Source organism: Mesorhizobium sp. M0830 (assembly GCF_040319965.1).
In the GTDB taxonomy this organism is placed as follows: domain Bacteria; phylum Pseudomonadota; class Alphaproteobacteria; order Rhizobiales; family Rhizobiaceae; genus Mesorhizobium.
Window position 1 is genome coordinate 36,910 of the sequence record NZ_JAMYOR010000029.1, and the last position, 20,191, is coordinate 57,100.

The 20,191-nt window shown below is 63.5% G+C and carries 19 protein-coding genes and 1 tRNA gene; 7 read left to right on the plus strand and 13 right to left on the minus strand.

Annotation, left to right across the window (positions count from 1 at the left end; all coding sequences use genetic code 11):
* The first annotated feature begins 14 nt into the window (after nt 1-14).
* Complete coding sequence (locus NKI20_RS18265) at nt 15-1,289, plus strand: NAD(P)/FAD-dependent oxidoreductase (RefSeq protein ID WP_352832692.1); 1,275 nt, start codon at nt 15-17, stop codon at nt 1,287-1,289.
* 30 nt (nt 1,290-1,319) lie between these two features.
* On the opposite strand, the gene NKI20_RS18270 is transcribed toward NKI20_RS18265, so the two are convergent.
* The 6 genes from NKI20_RS18270 to argE all read right to left on the minus strand — a co-directional run bounded on the left by NKI20_RS18270 (nt 1,320) and on the right by argE (nt 7,900).
* Entirely contained in the window at nt 1,320-2,777 is a 1,458-nt protein-coding gene (locus NKI20_RS18270; protein ID WP_352832695.1) for an NAD-dependent succinate-semialdehyde dehydrogenase, read from the minus strand.
* Between the two features lie 18 nt (nt 2,778-2,795).
* Nucleotides 2,796-3,839 carry a tartrate dehydrogenase gene (locus NKI20_RS18275; protein ID WP_352832698.1) on the minus strand — a complete coding sequence of 348 codons (1,044 nt, stop codon included), beginning with the start codon at nt 3,837-3,839 and terminating at the stop codon, nt 2,796-2,798.
* 10 nt (nt 3,840-3,849) lie between these two features.
* Nucleotides 3,850-5,313 carry an aldehyde dehydrogenase family protein gene (locus NKI20_RS18280; protein WP_352832701.1) on the minus strand — a complete coding sequence of 488 codons (1,464 nt, stop codon included), beginning with the start codon at nt 5,311-5,313 and terminating at the stop codon, nt 3,850-3,852.
* A 148-nt stretch (nt 5,314-5,461) separates the two neighbouring features.
* Complete coding sequence (locus NKI20_RS18285) at nt 5,462-5,815, minus strand: cupin domain-containing protein (protein ID WP_352832775.1); 354 nt, start codon at nt 5,813-5,815, stop codon at nt 5,462-5,464.
* A gap of 23 nt (nt 5,816-5,838) precedes the next feature.
* On the minus strand, nt 5,839-6,762 hold the full coding sequence (locus NKI20_RS18290; RefSeq protein ID WP_352832704.1) for a 2-hydroxyacid dehydrogenase: 924 nt from the start codon (nt 6,760-6,762) through the stop codon (nt 5,839-5,841).
* 13 nt (nt 6,763-6,775) lie between these two features.
* Complete coding sequence (argE, locus tag NKI20_RS18295; protein WP_352832707.1) at nt 6,776-7,900, minus strand: acetylornithine deacetylase; 1,125 nt, start codon at nt 7,898-7,900, stop codon at nt 6,776-6,778.
* Nucleotides 7,901-8,124: 224 nt separating this feature from the next.
* Between argE and NKI20_RS18300 the strand changes: the two genes are divergently transcribed.
* Entirely contained in the window at nt 8,125-9,021 is an 897-nt protein-coding gene (locus tag NKI20_RS18300; RefSeq protein WP_352832710.1) for a GNAT family N-acetyltransferase, read from the plus strand.
* A 399-nt stretch (nt 9,022-9,420) separates the two neighbouring features.
* Here the strand turns inward: NKI20_RS18300 and NKI20_RS18305 are convergent.
* Both NKI20_RS18305 and NKI20_RS18310 read right to left on the minus strand, forming a co-directional pair.
* A tRNA-Arg gene (locus tag NKI20_RS18305) sits at nt 9,421-9,497 on the minus strand.
* Between the two features lie 85 nt (nt 9,498-9,582).
* Nucleotides 9,583-10,746 carry a M20 aminoacylase family protein gene (locus tag NKI20_RS18310; protein WP_352832713.1) on the minus strand — a complete coding sequence of 388 codons (1,164 nt, stop codon included), beginning with the start codon at nt 10,744-10,746 and terminating at the stop codon, nt 9,583-9,585.
* 215 nt (nt 10,747-10,961) lie between these two features.
* Here NKI20_RS18310 and NKI20_RS18315 point away from each other — a divergent pair, with 215 nt between their 5' ends.
* Entirely contained in the window at nt 10,962-12,125 is a 1,164-nt protein-coding gene (locus tag NKI20_RS18315) for a D-alanyl-D-alanine carboxypeptidase family protein (RefSeq protein WP_352832716.1), read from the plus strand.
* 86 nt (nt 12,126-12,211) lie between these two features.
* Nucleotides 12,212-13,327 (plus strand): CobW family GTP-binding protein, encoded by a 1,116-nt coding sequence (locus NKI20_RS18320; RefSeq protein ID WP_352832719.1) that lies wholly within the window; start codon nt 12,212-12,214, stop codon nt 13,325-13,327.
* Nucleotides 13,328-13,330: 3 nt separating this feature from the next.
* Here the strand turns inward: NKI20_RS18320 and NKI20_RS18325 are convergent, their stop codons facing one another.
* The 5 genes from NKI20_RS18325 to NKI20_RS18345 all read right to left on the minus strand — a co-directional run bounded on the left by NKI20_RS18325 (nt 13,331) and on the right by NKI20_RS18345 (nt 17,251).
* Nucleotides 13,331-13,573 carry a sulfurtransferase TusA family protein gene (locus tag NKI20_RS18325; RefSeq protein WP_352832722.1) on the minus strand — a complete coding sequence of 81 codons (243 nt, stop codon included), beginning with the start codon at nt 13,571-13,573 and terminating at the stop codon, nt 13,331-13,333.
* Nucleotides 13,574-13,579: 6 nt separating this feature from the next.
* Entirely contained in the window at nt 13,580-14,878 is a 1,299-nt protein-coding gene (locus NKI20_RS18330; RefSeq protein ID WP_352832725.1) for a L,D-transpeptidase family protein, read from the minus strand.
* A 217-nt stretch (nt 14,879-15,095) separates the two neighbouring features.
* Entirely contained in the window at nt 15,096-16,046 is a 951-nt protein-coding gene (locus NKI20_RS18335; protein ID WP_023757275.1) for an acetyl-CoA carboxylase carboxyltransferase subunit alpha, read from the minus strand.
* A 99-nt stretch (nt 16,047-16,145) separates the two neighbouring features.
* Nucleotides 16,146-17,081 carry a site-specific tyrosine recombinase XerD gene (locus NKI20_RS18340; RefSeq protein ID WP_352832729.1) on the minus strand — a complete coding sequence of 312 codons (936 nt, stop codon included), beginning with the start codon at nt 17,079-17,081 and terminating at the stop codon, nt 16,146-16,148.
* Between the two features lie 17 nt (nt 17,082-17,098).
* Nucleotides 17,099-17,251, minus strand: coding sequence for a hypothetical protein (locus NKI20_RS18345; protein WP_023757273.1), 153 nt, complete (start codon nt 17,249-17,251; stop codon nt 17,099-17,101).
* Nucleotides 17,252-17,461: 210 nt separating this feature from the next.
* Here NKI20_RS18345 and NKI20_RS18350 point away from each other — a divergent pair, with 210 nt between their 5' ends.
* The 3 genes from NKI20_RS18350 to NKI20_RS18360 are packed head-to-tail and all read left to right on the plus strand — an operon-like array spanning nt 17,462 to nt 20,102.
* Entirely contained in the window at nt 17,462-18,073 is a 612-nt protein-coding gene (locus NKI20_RS18350) for a shikimate kinase (RefSeq protein ID WP_352832733.1), read from the plus strand.
* Nucleotides 18,070-19,212, plus strand: a complete 1,143-nt coding sequence (aroB, locus tag NKI20_RS18355) for a 3-dehydroquinate synthase (RefSeq protein ID WP_352832736.1) — start codon at nt 18,070-18,072, stop codon at nt 19,210-19,212. Before NKI20_RS18350 ends, aroB begins: the two co-directional genes overlap by 4 nt.
* On the plus strand, nt 19,209-20,102 hold the full coding sequence (locus tag NKI20_RS18360; RefSeq protein ID WP_352832738.1) for an HlyC/CorC family transporter: 894 nt from the start codon (nt 19,209-19,211) through the stop codon (nt 20,100-20,102). The genes aroB and NKI20_RS18360 overlap by 4 nt, the downstream gene beginning before the upstream one ends.
* Nucleotides 20,103-20,191: the final 89 nt, after the last annotated feature.

Consider the following 20,191-nt stretch of genomic DNA (forward strand, 5'->3'; position numbering starts at 1 on the left):
CAGGCGGATTGCCAATGAAGTTCGTCTCCTACTGGCACGACACCGCCCCAGTCTTTTCCGGCGGGGCGCAAGGCCCGGTCGAGGGACACTACGATGCCGCCATCATCGGCGGCGGCTTCACCGGCCTTGCCGCCGCACACCGACTGGCAAAGGCCGGCGCGAAGGTGATCGTGCTGGAGGCGGAGCGGGTGGGCTGGGGCGCATCCGGGCGCAACGGCGGGCACCTCAACAACGGCCTCGCCCACAGCTACCTCTCCGCCAAGGCGGAACTCGGCAAGGATCGCGCAATCGCGCTTTACCGGGCACTGGACGATTCCGTCGACACCATAGAGGCGCTGGTCGCGGAGGAAGGCATCGATTGCAATTTCCGCCGCGCCGGCAAGCTGAAGCTCGCCTCCAAGCCGCAGCATTTTGATGCGATCGCCCGCAACTTCGAAGCCCTCCATGCCGAGGTGGATCCGGATACGGCGCTGCTGTCGGCGGCTGATCTCAAGTCCGAGATCGCTTCGCCCTTCCACGGCGCGATGCTGTCGAAGAAGAGCGCCATGATGCATATGGGCCGCTATGTGGCGGGTCTTGCCACTGCAGCCGCCCGCCACGGCGCCGCCATCCACGAGAATGCGGCGGTGACCGACCGCAAGCAGGCTGGCAAGCGGCATGAGCTGACCACTTCCCGAGGCCAGATCAGCGCCGACAATGTGCTGGTGGCGACCGGCGCCTACACCACACCCAATTTCGATTATTTCCGCCGCAGGATCATCTCTGTTGGCAGCTTCATCATCGCCACGCGCCCGCTGAGCGACGCCGAGATCGCCGCGACCATGCCGGGCAACAGGACATGCGTGACCTCGATGAACATCGGCAACTACTTCCGGGTCTCGCCTGACAAGCGCCTGATCTTCGGCGGCCGCGCACGCTTCTCCGCGACATCGGACCAGCGCTCCGATGCCAGGAGCGGACAGATCTTGCGGGCAGGCCTCGCCGCGATCTTTCCGCAACTCGCCAAGGTCGAGATCGACTATTGCTGGGGTGGGCTGGTCGACATGACCAAGGACCGCTTTCCGCGCGCCGGCTATCATGATGGGGTCTGGTACGCGATGGGCTATTCCGGCCACGGCGCGCAGCTGTCCACTCATCTTGGCATGATCATGGCCGATGCCATGCTCGGCCGCGAGGACCGCAATCCGCTGAAGGGGCTCGAGTGGCCGTCCATTCCCGGTTATTCCGGCAAGCCCTGGTTCCTGCCGATGGTCGGCCTCTACTACAAGGCGCTCGACCGGATTCAGTGATCGCCGCTCCGGGGCTTCAGCCAAATTGCCTCAGCCCAGCCCACCGATGTGGAAGCTCTTCATCTCGAGATATTCCTCGATGCCGGCCTGCGCCCCTTCACGCCCGAGGCCGGACTGCTTGACGCCGCCGAAGGGGGCCACTTCCATCGACACAGAGCCGGTGTTGAGACCGACCATGCCGAACTCCAGCGCCTCGCCGACGCGCCAGGCGCGTTTCAGGTTTTCGGTGTAGAAGTAGGAAGCAAGCCCGTAGGGCGTGCCGTTGGCCAGCGTGATCGCCTCCTCTTCCGTCTCGAAGCGGAAAAGTGGCGCGACAGGGCCGAACGTTTCCTCGCCGGCAAGTTGCATGTCCTTTGTGGCGCCGGTCAGCACCAGTGGCGCGACGTACTGAAGGCCGGCGGGCAATGCTGGCCTGGTTGTGACGATCGCAGCACCTTTGGCGAGTGCGTCCTCGACATGGCGGTTTATCTTCTCGACCGCTGCCGTGTTGATCATCGGCCCGATGGCGACGCCTGGCTGCGTGCCCGGCCCCACCGTCATGGCGTTGACGCGGGCGGAAAGCTTCTCGGCGAAGGCTTCATAGACACCGGCCTGGACGAGGATGCGATTGGCGCAGACGCAGGTCTGGCCGCCATTGCGGAACTTGGAGACCAGCGCGCCCTCGATGGCGAGCTCGAGATCGGCATCATCGAAGACGATGAAGGGCGCGTTGCCGCCGAGTTCGAGGCTGAGCCGCTTCACGCTGTCGGCCGCACCGCGCATCAGCAGCGAACCGACCCGCGTCGAACCGGTGAACGAGATCTTGCGAACGGCCTCGTTCGCCATGATCTCGTTGCCGATCTCGGCTGGCATGCCAGTGACGATGTTGATGACGCCGGCGGGGATGCCGGCGCGCTCGGCAAGCACGCCGAGCGCCAGCGCCGAATAGGGCGTGAACTCTGACGGCTTGATGACCACCGTGCAGCCGGCGGCCAGCGCCGGCGCGACCTTGCGGGTGATCATCGCATTGGGAAAGTTCCATGGTGTGATGATACCGCAAACGCCTACCGGTTCCTTCAGGACGATGATGCGGCGGTCGGACGTGGGCGAGGGGATTGTGTGGCCATTGATGCGGCGCGCCTCCTCCGCGAACCATTTGACGAAAGAAGCGCCGTAACGGATCTCGCCCCTGGCCTCGTCCAGCGGCTTGCCCTGTTCAGTCGTCAGGATCAACGCCAGATCGTCCAGGTGCGCCAGCATCAGCCCATGCCAGGCCTCCAGGAGGACTGCGCGCTCGGCGTTGGTTTTCTTTCTCCAATCGCGATAGGCGGAAGCCGCGGCCTCTATGGCCGCGCGGGCGTCCGGACCGGCCATGTCGGGCACCGTGCCGATCGCCGCCTGGGCCGCCGGATCGATGACGTCGACCGTCCTGCCGGAGCCGGCTGCGACCCACTGGCCGCCGATCAGGCCGGCTTCGCGGAAGAGACTTTTGTCCTTCAGGTTTTTCATCGAAAAACGACCTTGCAATCAGGTGAGGGAAGCGACGATGGCGGCCGTAATGGCCTCCGTCCGGTCCTTGCCGGGGATGGTGCCTATGCCCCTGGCGGTTGCGGCTTCGACCGCTTTCACAACGCGGTCGGCCGCAGTCTTTTCACCGAGATGATCGAGCATCATGGCGCCGGACCAGATGGCGGCTATCGGATTGGCGATGCCGAGATGGGCGATGTCGGGCGCCGAGCCGTGTACCGGCTCGAACATGGACGGCGCCGAGCGGCCGGGATTGATGTTGGCCGAGGCGGCGTAGCCGAGCCCGCCCTGGATCGCCGCGCCGATATCGGTCAGGATGTCGCCGAAGAGGTTGGAGGCGACGACCACGTCGAGGCTCTCCGGCGCCATGATCATGCGCGCTGCGAGCGCATCGACATGATAGCTGGTGACTTCGACATCAGGATAGTCCGCAGCCACCTTTCGCGTGATCTCGTCCCAGAACACCATCGAGTATTTCTGCGCGTTGGACTTCGTGACCGAGGCCACCTTGCCCCGACGCGACCGCGCCTGCTCGAAGCCGAAGCGCAGGATGCGCTCGACGCCGGCGCGGGTGAAGATCGAGGTCTCCACGGCGACCTCGTCCAGCGTGCCTTGATGCACGCGCCCGCCGGCACCGGAATATTCGCCTTCGGTGTTCTCGCGGATGCACAATATGTCGAAGTTTTCAGTGCGCAGCGGGCCGGTCACGCCCGGCAGCAGGCGGTGCGGCCGGATGTTTGCATATTGCACGAACGCCTTGCGAATCGGCAGCAGGAGACCGTGCAGCGAAACGGAATCCGGCACCTCCGCCGGCCAGCCGACGGCGCCGAGAAGAATGGCGTCGAAGCCGCGCAAGGTCTCGATGCCGTCCTCGGGCATCATACGGCCGGTTTCCTTGAAGAATTTGCAGGACCACGGGAATTCGGTTCCGGTCAAGGCAAAGCCCGCGCGTTTGGCTGCGGTCTCCAGCACCGTCCAGGCGGCGGCGGTCACATCGCTGCCGATGCCGTCACCGGGGATCAGGGCGATCGAATAGGACTTCATCGACATCTCTCTACAGGCTGATCAGGACGCTCTTGGTCCTGCGGTTGGCGTGATAGGCCTCGCGGCCGAGATCCTTGCCGATGCCGGAGCGCTTGTAGCCGCCGGTCGGCAGGATATGGTCGCGCGAGCGGCTGTAGCGGTTGACCCAGACAGTGCCGGCTTCGAGCTTGCGCGCGAAGCGGATCGTACGGGACAGGTCGGAGGTGAACAGGCCGGAAGCCAGCCCGTAGGTTGGATGGGTGGATAGCGCCAGCGCCTCCTCCTCGGTCTCGAAGGTCTGGATGGTCAGGACCGGGCCGAAGATCTCCTCGACGATCGCCGGATTGGGGTGGTCGACATTTGCGATCAGCGTCGGCTCATAGAAATAGCCGGGATTGTCAATGACGTTGCCGCCGGTCAGGCATTCGGCGCCTGCCTCGACCGCGGCCTTGACGATGCCGTCGATACGCGCCCGCTGCCGCTCCGAGATGACAGGCGAATACTGTGTCGCCTCGTCCCAGGTCGGGCCGGGCCGCACAGCTTTCATCCGCTCCAGGATGGCGGCCGTCAAATTGGCGGCCACGCTCCTCTCGACGATCAGGCGCGTGCCGGCCACGCAGGCCTGACCGGCATTGAAGGTGACGCTGCCGGCGATGGCCATTGCGGCCTTGTCCAGATCGGCATCGGCAAAAACGATCTGCGGGCTCTTGCCGCCGAGTTCCAGCGTCATCGGCTTGACGCCGGTGCGGGCGACATTCTCCATGATTGCCGATCCGGCGCGGGTCGAGCCGGTGAAGGAGATCTTGGCGATCTCGGGATGGCCGGTCAGCGCCGTGCCTGTCGTCGGACCGTCCCCCAGCACCACGTTCACGAGTCCTGCCGGCAGGCCCGCTCTAACGGCGAGTTGCGCCATAAAGACCGCCGAATAAGGCGTCATTTCCGACGGCTTGAGGATGACCGCATTGCCCGCGGCCAATGCGGGCGCAAGCTTCCATCCCGCCATCGAGATGGGAAAATTCCAGGGCGTGATCGCGCCGACCACGCCATAGGGCTCGCTCATGATCATGCCGAGACTGACGTTGTCGGTCGGCACAAGCTCGCTGCCTTCCTTGTCGGCGAACTCGGCAAAGAAGCCGATCTGTTCGGCGGTTATGGCGATGTCGCCGGCGACGAGCTGCCCGACGGGCCGCGTCGAGCACAGCGCCTCGATCCTGGCCAGCGTTTCGGCTTCCGCCTCGATCAGGTCGGCCCAGGTCTGGAGTGCCTTCGTCCGTTCGCGCGGGCGAACATTGCTCCAGTTGCTGGACTTCAGCGCCGCCTTGGCGCTTTCCACGGCACGGTCGACAATATCGACGCCGGCCACTGGGCAGGCGGCATACACCTTGCCGTCCGACGGTCGGCGCAACTCGATCGCACCCTCGGCCGCGACCAGTTCGCCCCCGATGAAATGGCCGACGGGAAGGGAGACGGTATCCGGGTCGAAGCTCAGGCTCATGGCACCCACTCTGGAATGTTCTGCGGGAGCCTAGCGCGGGCAGCAGCGCAGCATGCACCGTTCGGCGATCGGTCGCGGATGATTGTTGTGTGCCGGCGATGACAGACGGCAAAATCTGTTGCGGAGGCCGGCGCTTCGCGCACTCCCGCTACCCCACAGTTGCGTAGATCTTGCGTACCGTTTTGATGGTCTTCCAAATCCCGGTGAAGCCAGGTTTCATCACGAAGCTGTCGCCGGCGCGGTAGGTCTCCGGCTTGCCGCCGTCGGGCGTGATTTCGATCACGCCGGAGAGGATGTGGCAGAACTCGAAAGTGTCGCCCTTGATCGAACGCGTTTCCCCAGGCGTCGCCTCCCAGACACCGGTATGGACGAGGTCGCCCTTGGCGACATCCTGCGTCCAGGTCTTGAAGGCGGGGTTGCCGGAAATCAGCCGTTCAGGCAGCGCCCCGGATTCGCGCGGCTGGAAGGCAGGACTGGTGTCGACGGTCTTGAGCAGGGACAAGGGATGGCCTTTCATGTTGAACTTCAATAGCCGCGCGACCGGTCGACCAGCCCGATGAGGTCAAGACCGGCGCGGTAACGCCTGATGTTTTCGACAACGGCCTGTGCGGCGCCGGCGGGCTGGGTGACGCTGGCGATATGCGGGGTCAGAATGATCTTAGGATGCGACCAGAACGGATGGCCCGCCGGCAGTGGTTCGGGATCTGTGACGTCGATCATCGCCGCCGAGAGTTGGCCGCGGTCGAGCGCGGCGAGAAGCGCCTCGTGGTCGAGCTGCGGCCCCCGGCCAGCGTGGACGAGCGCCGCCCCCTTGGGCAGCTTCGCAAACAGGTCGGCATCGAGGAAACCTCGCGTCTCCTCGGTCAGCGGCAGCAGGCAGACCAGTATGTCGCTGGCCGCGAGCATCTGTTCCAGCCCAGGCTCGCCATGATAACAGGTCACGCCCTCGATCTGCCGCGGCGAGCGGCTCCATCCGGCAAGTGGGAACCCGAAGGGCTTCAATCGGTCGAGGACGGCCTCGCCGAGCTGCCCAAGGCCAAGCACGCCGATCTGGCGCGACCCGGCCTGAAGTTGGGCAATATCTTGCCATTCGCCGGCGCGCTGCTGCGCCAGATAGGCCGGCAGGTTGCGATGCAGCGCAAGCACGGCCAGCGTTACATACTCCTGCATCATGCGCACGATGCCTTCCTCCATCATGCGCACGATCTTCACGTTCGTAGGCACCGCATCGAGGCGAAACTGATCGACGCCGGCGCCGATGGAAAACAGGATTTCCAGGTTCCTGTAGCGGGCGAGCTTGTCCGGCACGGTCCAGCTGATCAGGTACCGCACGGCCTCGGGATCGACCGTTGCGGCATTGGTCGCGAAGGGGACGTCCGGCAGGTCTCTCGCGAAGACATCGGCGAAGATCGCCCCGCGGGGCGCATCCGAATTGAACAGGAATGTCATTCTGGCTGCCCCTTCAAGTCGCGCAACGGGCGCCCAGTGTCTCGATCAATCGCTGGCAGGCGGCGAGTTCGCTGGCGAGAATGTATTCGTCCGGCTTGTGGGCGCGGCCTATGTCGCCGGGGCCGCAGATGATCGCCTCGAACCCCGCGGCCTGGTAAAGTCCGGCCTCCGTGCCGTAGCTGACGGCGGCGAGTGGCACCTCGCCGGTCAATTCGCGCAGCAGTCCCGCAAGCGGCGCATCCTGCGGCAGCGACAGCGCCGGATAGGCGCTCATCGGTGTCCACTCGATGCGAAAGCCATTGGCCGCAAGGGCCTCTGCGCGCGCTCTTACAGGCGCCAGCAGGCTTGCCGGGTCGACGCCAGGTATGGCGCGTGCCTCCAGGTCCAGCGTGCAGGTGTCGGGGATGATGTTGACCTGATGTCCGCCCGCCACCACGCCCGCTTGCAACGAGGAGTAGGCCGGCTCGAAGGCGGAGTTGAACGGGCCGTGCGTCAGCCGCTCGGCTTCGTTCACAGTCGCGGTCAGCGCTTCGGACATCGCATGAATGGCGTTGAGCCCAAGATCAGGCCGTGAAGAATGGCCGGGGCGCCCTTTGATGGTTATACGGGCGGCCGCCTTGCCCTTGTGGCCGCGCACGGCGCGCATGCCGCTCGGCTCGCCGACGATGACGCCGAGTGGTTTTGCGCAAAGCTCGGGAAGCCGGGCGATCAGGTGTGGCACGCCGCGGCATCCCACCTCCTCGTCATAGGAGAAGGCGAGGTGGATTGGCCTGGCGAGGCGCAGCCCCGCCAGCATGGGCACGGCCGCGAGTGCCGTGGCAAGAAACCCCTTCATGTCCGTGGTGCCACGTCCGTAGAGCCGTTCGCCCTCCTTGCGCAGCGCAAAAGGCGCCGAACTCCATTGCGGCTCGCTGGCGGGAACAACGTCCATATGGCCCGACAGCATGTAGCCCGGGACATCGGCGGGGCCGATCGTCGCGAAAAGATTGGAACGATCGCCTTCCGGCCCTGGAAGCACGGTAACCTGGGTTCCGTGTTCAGCGAGATAGGTCGCTATCCAGCCGGCGATATCAGCGTTCGGCCTACCGGCGACCGATGGAAAGGCGACGAGACGGTCGAGGATGTCGAAGACGTCCATTCCAGCCCTCAACTGTTTCGCGTTCGCCGGGATCGGTGCCGTCGACCATCTGCTGCTAGATTTCCAGAGAGGATGTGCGCGTTCTTTCGCGATTGCGTGCCGAAAGCTGAAATGTTTCAGTTGAATCTTGCGTTGCTGCGCGGCATTTGAGCAAATCTTACCGGTCTGCTCGTTTAGCGTGGCGGCAGAGAATGGCCGCTCTGGCGTGGTAATCTTTCAGGGGCATGGACTTGAAGCCTTCCGAGAGCTTGAAAATCGATACCTTCTCGATGCGGATCGACGACATCCAAAGCGTCGAGCTGGACCGCTTGCACGCGCTATCGCTCTCCGTGGGATGGCCGCATCGCGCCGAGGATTGGCAGTTCTTGCGCCAATCGGGAGAGGGGTTCGTGGCGCTCGACGAGATCGACCGGGTTCTCGGCTCGGCCATGTGGTTCGCCCACGGTACCGATTTCGCAACCGTGGGCATGGTCATCACCTCGCCGCGGCTCCAGACGCTGGGAGCGGGGCAATGGCTGATGAAGCGGGTCTTCGAGAACGTCGTTGGCTGCGATCTGCGTCTCAACGCAACGCGTGCGGCAAGGCGGCTCTATCTCTCGCTCGACTTCCAGCCAGAGAAGACCGTTTATCATTGCCAGGGCATCGCCCGCCTGCAACCAACGGACAGACCTATTCGAGGTGATGTCCGGACTTTGGAAGCCAGGGACATTCCCGCAGCAATAGCGCTCGACGCTGCAGGATTTGGCGTGAGGCGGGCGGCCCTCATCGAAAGACTTTTCGCACACTCGGCCGGCTACGGTCTTTTCAAGGATGGCAGGCTGAGCGCATTCGCGCTCTGCCGGCCGTTCGGACGGGGCCACGTCGTGGGGCCGGTCGTGGCGGAAAGCGACGCCGACGCCGTGGTGATCGTCCGGCCGCACGTTGCCGACCATTCGGGGTCTTTCCTGCGGATCGACACCCACATGGACCATGGCGAGTTCGCTGCCTTTTTGTCGCACAGCGGAATGCCTGTTTTCGACACGGTGCTCACCATGTCGATGGGCAAACGCCTCGCCGATTTTGCCGTCCGCGGTGCAGTTGCACCGGTGACCTACGCCCTCGCCAGTCAAAGTCTCGGGTAATTCATCGGGTGAGTCGCGATCTCAGCCGCTACGCGAAGGATCGCAGCGAGACGGCGAGGGTGGAGCTCAACATGGATCATCTGCGTGAGCACAAGAAGGAGAGCCTGAGAGCATTGGCCGCCTGAGGACCGTCATGTGTCCGCCGCTCCACTAAATACGGGAGCTGCGCCGCGGACATGCCGACGTCACAGCTACTGCCACGCCATTTTGCGGAACTCGACGCACACAACTGCGATAGCAGCTTCCGCAATCGTGCCTCCCCGCTTCGCCACGGATTTAGGCCCTTGATTCTTGGGTAGGCCTGCCAGGAGTCTGAAGGTCTAAGAAATTCGCCGTACTAAATTCGCAAAAAATTCGAAAAAAAATACGGCGGGTTTCTCGCTAAGTCCTTGAAAGCATTGGTGATCCCGACAGGAATCGAACCTGTGACCTACAGATTAGGAATCTGCCGCTCTATCCTACTGAGCTACGGGACCACGCGGCCAGACACATAGCCGCTTCGGATCGTTTCGCCAAGAGGCAGGCCGAACGCAATTCGGCTAGCCTCTTAGCTGAGAACAATCAGGCGGCCAGCGCCGTTTCCGCCAGCTTCACCCAATAGCTCATGCCGTGCGGGATCGCCTCGTCATTGAAATCGTAGGCGGGGTTGTGGAGACCGGCGGTGTCGCCATTGCCGATGAAGATGAAGGCGCCTGGGCGGGCTTCCAGCATGTAGGAAAAATCCTCGCCGCCCATCACCGGCTGGATGCCGCGGTGGACATGGGTATCGCCGGCGACACCGATTGCGACATCGCTGGCAAAGATCGTTTCTTCCGCGTGGTTGAAGGTCACGGGGTAATTTGCCTGGTAGTCGACCTCGATCCTGGCCCCAAAGGCGGTCGCCAGCCCGGCACAGATGGTTCGGATGCGCTCTTCCGATTTTTTGGCGATTTCCTTGCGCAAGGTGCGCACCGTACCGGCGATTTCGGCGGTTTCCGGGATGATGTTGTAGGCATCGCCGGCGTGGAACTTGGTCACCGACACCACCACGGCCTCAACCGGGTCGGTGCTGCGCGAGGCGATCGTCTGCAAGGCACCGACCAGCTGGCTGGTGATTACGATCGGGTCGATCGTGCCGTGCGGCATCGCCGCATGGCCGCCCTTGCCGCGCACGGTGATGGTGAATTCGGCGGTTGCGGCCATGATCGGGCCTGGGCGAATGGCGAACTGCCCGACAGGCAGGCCCGGCATATTGTGCATGCCGAACACTTTGGAAATGTCAAAACGGTCCATCATGCCGTCCTTGACCATCTCGTTGCCGCCGCCGCCACCTTCCTCCGCCGGCTGGAAGATCACCGCGACGGAGCCGGTGAAGTTGCGGGTCTCGGCGAGATATTTCGCGGCACCCAAAAGCATTGCCGTGTGGCCGTCATGGCCGCAGGCATGCATCTTGCCGGGAACGGTGGAGGCGTAGGGCTTGCCTGATATCTCGTTGAGCGGCAGCGCGTCCATGTCGGCGCGCAGGCCGATGGTGGGGCCTTCGCCCTGGCGGCCGCGAATGATGCCAACGACGCCGGTCTTGCCGAGACCGGTGACCACATCGTCGCAACCGAAGGCTTTCAGCTTCTCGGTGACGAAGGCGGCGGTCTTGAAGACGTCGAAGTTGAGTTCTGGCGTCTGGTGCAGGTGCTGGCGCCAGCCAGCAACTTCGTCCTGCATTTCGGCGGCACGGTTCAGGATTGGCATGGTGGTTCCATCTCGCTGTTGGGACAAGCGGACTGTTGTCCGCTGCTTGCAATTGTGATCGCCAGGCACTTTGCCATCTTGGCGTCACATAGGGTAAATAGCACCGCATCAATGCGGTCCGGTTTTTGAGGGTCGGACCATTATGCTGGCGATCGCGTAACGAAATCTTACGGAGCCAGGGGCGACTACGGCAAGAGGCGATTTCGGATTTGATCATGCGGCATAGGCATTTCCTCAAGCTATTCTCGGCTGGCGCAATAGCGCTGTCGGTCCTGGTCGGGCCGGCGCTGGCCAATCCGGTGATTGTGTTCGACCTGGGCACCGGCAAGATCCTGCAGCATCAGGATGCATTCAAGCGCTGGTATCCGGCGTCGCTGAGCAAGCTGATGACCGCTTATGTGACCTTTCGGGCGATCGCGGCCGGCGAGGTCCAGCTCGATTCGCCGATCACTGTAACGAAACACTCCGCCTCCGAGCCGCCAAGCAAGATGGGCTTCAAGCCAGGGTCCGTGATGCGGCTCGACAATGCGCTGAAGATGATGCTGGTCAAATCGGCCAACGACATCGCGATGGCCGTCGGCGAAAATGTCGGCGGTTCCCAGGCAGCCTTTGCCGATCGGATGAATGCCGAGGCGACGCGGCTTGGCATGAACGGCACGCATTTCGTCAATCCTAACGGGCTCTATTCGCCCGACCAGTACACGACGGCACGCGACCTCGCCGTCCTGGTGATGGCCATCCGGCGCGAGTTCCCGGAATATGCGTCCTGGTTTTCGATAGAAGGACTTGCCGTCGGCAAGAAGGCTATTCCCAACTACAATCTCTTGATCGGCCGTTATCCCGGCGCCGACGGCATGAAGACCGGCTTTGTCTGCCCCTCCGGCTTCAACATGATCGGGTCGGCGACCCGCAACGGGCGCACGCTGGTCGCGGTGGTGCTTGGCGAAAAGTCGGCGGTCACTCGTGCCGAGACCGCCGCGCGATTGCTGGACCAGGGATTTGACACGCCTGCCGCCGGCTCGGACACCGTCACCACGCTGGCGCCCTACGGCGATCTGGTCTCGCCCAACGACATGCATGACGAGATCTGCAAGAAGAAGGCGCGTCAGGAACAGTCCGAAGCGCCGCCAGTTGTTGCCAAGAACGTGCCGAAATCGACCTATCAGAAAAAGCTCGACCATGTGCCGACGCTGGTTGCCGTCGGCCTTGGCGGCGCCACGGGTCCAGCGCCGAAAGCTATTCTCGACCAGGGCGGCCAGGACTACGCCGACGTGCCTATTCCGAGTTGGCGGCCCGACAGACCGGCACCGGCCGGCCCGGGCCCGAAGATTGCCGGCTCCGCCGCGCAGGGCGACCAGCCAGTCAAGGTCGCGAACTAGAGCCCGATCCCGAACCGAAGGTCCGTGACAGCGAAACTTGGTACGTTTTCGGAAGAGACCATGCTCAGACAGACAGATAGAGACCAATGAGCGGCTTCCCGATCCCCGTCTCGGTGCTGACCGGTTTTCTCGGCGCCGGCAAGACGACGCTGCTCAACCGGCTGTTGAAGGATCCGGCGCTGGCCGACACGGCGGTCATCATCAACGAGTTCGGCGAGGTGGCGATCGACCATTTGCTGGTTGAGCAGTCTTCCGACGGCATCATCCAGCTTTCCGATGGTTGCCTGTGCTGCACGGTGCGCGGCGAACTGGTCGACACGCTGGCCGACTTGGTCGACCGGCTACAGACCGGCCGCATCGCCCGGCTCGCCCGTGTCATCGTCGAAACAACGGGGCTGGCCGACCCGGCGCCGGTGCTGCAGTCGATCATGGCGCACCCGGCGCTGGTCCAGGCCTTTCGGCTCGACGGCGTCATCACTTTGGTCGACGCCGTCAACGGGGAAGCGACGCTCGATGCCCATGTCGAGGCGGTCAAGCAGGTTGCCGTCGCCGATCGTATCGTGCTCAGCAAAGCCGATTTGGTCACCGATCCGCATGAACTGGAAACGCTGCGGGCGCGACTGCGGGAGATCAATCCGGGCGCCGAATTGTTCGACGCCGGCGACACGGGGACAGGCGTGGCGGCGCTGTTCGACTGCGGCCTCTATAATCCCTCCACCAAATCCGCCGATGTGCGGCGCTGGCTCGGCGACGAAGCGGCGCACGATCACGACCACCATCATGATCATGACGGGCATGATCACGAGCATGGCCGCGGTCACGGCCATCGCCACGATTCGCGTGTGCGGTCCTATTCGCTGGTGCATGATGGCCCGGTACCGTTTTCAGCCATCGAAATGTTTCTCGACCTGCTGCGTTCGACGCATGGCGAGCATCTGCTGCGCATGAAGGGCGTCATCGAACTCAGCGAAGACCCATCACGGCCGCTGGTGATCCATGGCGTGCAGAAAATCCTGCATCCGCCGGTGCAATTGCCGGCCTGGCCCGATGGCCAGCGTGGCACGCGGCTAGTGCTGATCACGCTCGACATGTCGGAAGACTATATCCGCCGGCTGTTCGCCGCCTTCACCAACCGGCCGTCGATCGATACACCCGACCGCGCGGCGCTGGAAAACAACCCGCTGGCGATTGCCGGGCGTTGACCTCTATGGTTGTGGCTCGCCCCGTTCGACCAAGAAGCGATGGCCGCCTGAAACCGCTGACGCTTCGATGAGTTGGTGGCCGTTGTCGGAGCAGAATGCCGGAATGTCGATGACGGCGAGCGGATCAGTGGTCTCTAACCAGACCCGTCCGCCCGGTTGCATCCCGGCGAGACGCTTCTTGGCCTTGAGCACGGGCAGGGGACAGTTCAGCCCCCTGAGGTCATAGACAGCGGCGCGGTCAGCCACGGTGAATCAGCCGCCGAACATGCCGAGCAGCTTGTTCTTCAGCTTTGTCACCCGGCTCTCGTCGGCACTCGCCGCTTGCGTTTCTGCCACTGGCGCGGCTTCGGAAGGGGGTGTGACGGTGGCGGTGGCGACAGGGGCTTCCTTGGCGGCCTTCTCGGCCTCCTTTTCAGCCAGAGCCTGCGCCCTGGCGGCTTCCTTGGCTTGCTTGGCCACCTCTATGGCCGCCAGCCTTTGCTCCTCGGCCTTCTGTTTGGCGGCTTTTTCGGCGTCGAGTGCGGCCATCTTGCGGCCGGCCGGCGAATCGATACGGCCCATGCGCGTCGTCTCGGTGACGGAGCCGTCGTTGTTGAGCGACGGCGGGTCGATCGGCACGCGTTCGCCGCGCGCCCTGCGCTTGGACCAGTCGGAAACGATGCTGGCTTCCTTTACGCCAGCGATGGTCGGCTTGGGCGCCGGCACGCTGGCCTTGACCGCGCCGCTGAACGCCGCGTCGTAGGTGCTCATGTAGGAATTGTAGGCGCTTTTCAGCGAATCAGGCTGCGTCGTCACCGGGCAGGCACCGGTCGGATCGAATGTCTGGCCGTCGGCGGCAACCTGGTTGAAGACATAGCGCTTCTCGCAGACATCCACCTTCGGCGGCACCTTGGTGATCTCGAAATTGTCGTAGCCGACTTTCAGCATCTTCCAGAATTCGTAATTCGGATCATTGCGGTAGCGCGCCATGTTGGCGGCGGTCATGCGGAACGGAAACGCCTGGATCTGGAATTCGGTCTGGCCGCCCTGGAAAGCGTCGCGGCCGAAGGCATAGATCTGCTCGATCTGCGCGTCGGTCATCGAATAGCAGCCCGACGACGAACAGGCGCCGTGCACCATCAAATTGGAGCCGGTGCGGCCATTGGCGCGGTCATAGGCGTTGGGATAGCCGATATTGAACGACAGATGGTAGTTCGAACGCGGGTTCATCTGCGCCGGACGCACCGTGTAGAAGCCTTCCGGCGCCTGGCGGTCGCCTTCGGTGTATTTCGGCCCGAGTTTGCCCGACCATTTGCAGATGTCGTAGCTGGCCACCATGTCGTAGCGGCCGTTGGTCTTGGCCTTCCAGATTTCGAGCTTGCCCTCTTCCTTGAAGATGCGGGCCATCACCGACGAGGTGCGGACCATACCCTTGGCCCTCATGTCGGCGAGGATCTTGTCGGGCAGCGGCTTGTTGGCCTCCGGCGCGAAATCCTTCATCGATGAATTGTTGCAGCCGGCAACGCCGAGGGCGGTTATCAGGATTCCGGTGCGGGCAAGCTTGGCGAACATGGCTGCGGATATCGTCTTTTCTCTGGCGCGAGGGCAATTCATGCCCGGCTACTGCACTGAACGTGGACGGACCCTAAGCCCGTTAACCCTAACAAATTCCTTACCGCAAGTGCCGACGCATCCCCCAGCGGCAGTCTCATTGAGCCGAATGCAGCGGCATTTTTGTGGCGAAAATGCTCCGCGCCGCCACATTGTGGCGCCGGGACCGGATCATGATCTAAAGGCTGCGGCCCATTGCCAGGTATTTCTCGCGGCGCTGCTCGCGGAAATCAGTGTTGGCGCCGGCAAATTCCTTCATCGTCCTGGCGATGAGGTCGCCGGTCGCAGCGATCACGGTTTCGGCGCCACGGTGCGCGCCGCCGAGCGGCTCGGGAATGATGGCGTCGATAATCTTCAGCTCAAGAAGATCCTGGGCGGTGATCTTCATGTTCGTCGCCGCGTCCTTGGATCGCGTCGTGTCGCGCCACAGGATCGAGGCCGCGCCCTCCGGCGAAATCACCGAATAGATGGAGTGTTCGAGCATGTAGACGCGGTTGGCAGTGGCGATGGCGATGGCGCCGCCTGAGCCGCCCTCGCCGATGACAACCGAGATCGACGGCACCCTGAGCCTAAGGCATGCGGAGGTCGAACGGGCAATGGCTTCCGCCTGGCCGCGCTCCTCGGCGCCGACGCCGGGATAGGCGCCGGCGGTGTCGACCAGCGTCAGCAGCGGGATGCTGAACCGGTCGGCGAGTTCCATCAGCCGCACCGCCTTGCGGTAGCCTTCCGGCCGCACCGAGCCGAAATTGTGCTTCAGGCGGCTGGTCGTGTCGGAACCCTTTTCCTGGCCGATGATGGCAACAGGCTCGCCGCGGAAGCGGGCGAAGCCGCCGACGATCGCCTGGTCCTCGCCGAAATTTCGGTCGCCTGCCAGCGGCGTGAAATCGTTGAACAGGCCCTTGATGTAGTCGACGCAATGCGGCCTGTCGGGATGGCGAGCGACCTGCACCTTCTGCCATGGCGTCAGCGCCTTGTAAGCGTCACGCAGCGCATCGCGGGAGCGCTTCTCGAGCCGGCTGATCTCGTCGCCGACATCGACCGCTTCGCCATTCTCGGCGAGCTTCTTCAGCTCGAGGATCTTGCCCTCGAGGTCCTGCACCGGCTTTTCGAAATCGAGGTAATTATACATGCGTGAGCGGACCGATACATCGGAAGGCAATGGCTGACGGAACCCTTGAATCCAAGGCTCCGGGCGGTGAAACGTCGTCCTCACATAGCGATATGAGGCCTAGTCGGCAAGCGGATGATGATCGTTGACCAGCCGCACCAGCCGCTCCTCCAGCACATGGGTGTAAATCTGTGTCGTCGATATGTCGGCATGGCCGAGCAACTGCTGCACGGCCCTGAGATCGGCGCCGTTCTGCAGGAGGTGGCTGGCGAAAGCATGGCGCAACACATGCGGCGAGATCTTCGCCGAGGCGATGCCGGCCCTTGCCGCAAGCCCTTTCAGGTCGCGAGCAAAGACCTGGCGCGAGAGATAGCCGCTGTCGGATGCGGCGGGAAACAGGAACGGACTGTCGGCGAAAGCTGGAATCTTGGCGCGGGCGGCAAGCCACGTCTTCATCGCCGCACGCGCCTTGAGCGAGAGCGGGACCATACGCTCCTTGTCGCCCTTGCCGCGCACCATGAAGAAGCGGTCGTCGCGCTGCGCCACCGTCACCGGCAGGCCAACCAGCTCGGAAACGCGCAGGCCGGTGGCATAAAGCACCTCGACCAGCGCATGCAGCCGCAGTGCCGCCAGCCACTCACTCTTGCCCAGCCGGGCATCGTTGCCGAGACTGGGATCGCCGGCCTCAAGTGCCGCGCGGTCGATCAGCCGGCCGGTGTCGGCCTCGCTCATCGTCTTGGGCAGCGGACGGCGCTTTTTCGGGCTGTCCAACGTGCCGGTCGGGTCATCGCCGCGCAGGCCTTCGGCGTAGAGGAATTTGAAGAACTGGCGGATCGCTGACAGTTTGCGCGCCTGCGACGTGGCGGCGAAGCCGCGCGCGGCGATGTCGTCGAGATAGGCGCGGATATCGGCGGCGGTCGCGCCGGCGAGCCCGCCATCGATCTCGCCAGAGGCGTCTTCGAGGTCACGGCGGTAGGAGGAAAGCGTGTTCTCGGCCGCACCCCGCTCGGCGCTCATCATTTCCAAAAAGGCTTCGATGCGGGCGGCGCTGTTCATTCAACGTTTCTTGTCGTTCAACTTTTCTTGGGATTGAGCTTCTCCGGAGGGATGCGCACGCTTATTTCACCCTTCTTGGGCTCCACGAACATCACCAGCGCGAACATCGTACCATAGGCAATGCCGGCCAGAATCGCTATTATCACGACAAAGCGAAACAGTGTCGGCATCAATTTTCGCCCGTCTTCTTGTTCTGCGTTTCCAAACCCTGTCCCCTTATGGGACGCCAATCAGACCAATTCAAGGAAGAAGCTGAGGCCTGTCAGGAACTTCCGATGCAGACCCCGTCAGCTCATATCGGGTCCAACGTGCTTGCCACGCTTGACGCAAACGGGCTTTTCATGTCGATACGCCGGCAAAGAGGGCCCTCGATACATCCGATGAACGCGCTGCCAGCAAATCCTCCAGACGAGACCCACGCCGTGCTGCTCGGTCGGCTGGGCAGCCGTTCCATCGTCTTTGTCGGGTTGATGGGCGCCGGCAAGACGGCGATCGGCCGCAAGGTGGCGACGATGCTGTCGCTGCCCTTCATCGACAGCGACCAGGAGATCGAAAGCGTCTCGCGCATGACCGTTCCGGAGCTGTTCGAGCGCTACGGCGAGACCGAATTCAGAGCGCTGGAGCAGCGCGTCATCCTGCGCGTGCTGGAAAATGGCCCACAAGTGTTGTCGACGGGCGGCGGCGCCTTCATGAACGCGCAGACGCGCGAGGCGATCGCTGCGCACGGCGTGTCGGTGTGGCTGAAGGCCGAACTCGACCTTTTGATGGACCGCGTCTCCAAGAAGCAGAACCGGCCGCTATTGAAAAGCGCCGATCCCCGCGCTGTGCTGGAGCGGCTGATGAGCGAGCGCTATCCGGTCTATGCGACATCCGATGTCACGGTGCCGACCCGCGACGATCGCAAGGAGATCATCGCAACCGAGGTGGTGGAGGCGCTGTGTCGGCATTTCGGCATCGATGAGACTGCCGCGACTGGCGAGGTCAGATCATGAGCCTGGATCAGCCAGTCATTGTCCAAGTCGGCCTCGGCGAGCGGACCTATGACATCCTGATCGGGTCGGGACTGCTGTCACGCGCCGGCGCGGAGATTTCGCGCCGCCTGCCGGGCACCCGCGCCGCTGTGATCACCGACGCCAATGTCGCGGCAGCGCATCTCGATGTGCTGAAGGCCGGCCTCGAAACGGGCGGTATAGAGTCGGCCGTCATCACGCTGCCGCCCGGCGAGAAGACCAAGAGCTTTGCCCATCTCGAAGAGGTGGTGGATGGCGTGCTGGCTGCGAAACTGGAGCGCGGCGACATTGTCATCGCCTTGGGCGGCGGCGTTATCGGCGACCTTGCCGGCTTTGCAGCCGGCATCGTGCGCCGCGGCATGAATTTCGTGCAGATCCCGACCTCGCTGCTGGCGCAGGTCGATTCCTCCGTCGGCGGCAAGACCGGCATCAACAGTGCGCGCGGCAAGAACCTTGTCGGCGTCTTCCATCAGCCGAAGCTGGTGCTGGCCGACACCGGAGTGCTCGACACGCTGCCGATCCGCGAATTCCGCGCCGGCTATGCCGAACTCGCCAAATATGGGCTCATCGACCGGCCGGAGTTTTTCGCCTGGCTGGAAGAGAACTGGGGCCAGGTTTTTGCCGGCGGACCGGAGAGGGCGCAGGCCATTGCCGAAGCCTGCCGGGCCAAGGCCGACGTCGTTGCGCGCGACGAGTTCGAGACCGGCGACCGCGCGCTGCTCAATCTCGGCCACACGTTCGGCCACGCACTGGAAGCCGCCACCCTGTATGACGGATCCCGCCTCGTCCATGGCGAGGGTGTCGCCATTGGCATGGCCCTTGCACATCGGTTCTCGTCGCGGCTCAACCTGGCCAGTCCCGACGATGCCGCACGCGTCGAGGCACATCTGCGCACCGTCGGCCTGCCTTGGCGCATGGCCGATATCCCGGGCGATTTGCCGGACGCCGAAACCCTGCTTGCCTTCATCACCCAGGACAAGAAGGTGTCGCGCGGCGCGCTGACCTTCATCCTGACGCGCGGCATCGGCCAAGCCTTCATCGCCAAGGACGTGCCGGCCTCGGAAGTTCTGTCGTTCCTCAGGGAGAACCATCCGAGCCCGAAGGAAAGCACTCGGAGATGAACGAGACCGGCTTTATCGTCGTCGCTGTCCTTGCCGTCCTCCTCCTGCTGGTCGTTGCCTTGCGCACGCGCCTGCTTGCCGCTTTCGGCTATGAGCTGTCGCGCATCGAGCCGCGGCGCTCCACCCAGGATGAGTTGCGCGGCGCGGTCGACGATTTCCGCCGCGACGGCCAGGTGGTGCGCGAGGACCGTGATCGCGTCGGCGGACTGTTCGACCTCGCCGAACTCGAAGTCTCCGACATCATGGTCCACCGTACCAACATGCGCTCGGTCAACGCCGACAATGCGCCGGAGGCGGTGGTGCGCGAGATCCTGCAGAGCCCGCACACCCGGATGCCGTTGTGGAAAGGCTCGCTCGACAACATCGTCGGCGTGCTGCACGCCAAGGATCTGTTGCGCGCCTTGAATGAAGTCGGCAACGACTTCTCCAGGATCGACGTGATGAAGATCGCCTCGAAACCATGGTTCGTGCCCGACACCACGACGTTGCAGGAACAGCTTAACGCCTTCCTTCGCCGCAAGGCGCATTTCGCCGTCGTCGTCGACGAATATGGCGAAGTCGAAGGGCTGGTGACGCTGGAGGACATCATCGAGGAGATCGTCGGCGAGATCGCGGACGAGCACGATGTCGACATCCAAGGCGTCAAGCAGGAGGCCGACGGCTCCGTCGTCGTCGACGGCACGGTGCCGATCCGCGACCTGAACCGGGCGCTCGACTGGAACCTGCCGGATGAGGAGGCGACCACCATTGCCGGCCTCGTTATCCACGAGACGCAATCGATCCCTGAGGAGAAGCAGGCTTTCACATTCCACGGCAAGCGCTTCACCGTTATGAAGCGCGACAAGAACCGGATTGCCAGGCTGAGGATCAGGCCAGCCGGCGACGCTTAAAAAGCGCGTCCCGTCGAAACGAAGACAGCGAGGCCATTCGATTCAAGTCGCGTGATCATGCATGTCGCCCAGGACCGCTGAGCACTTTG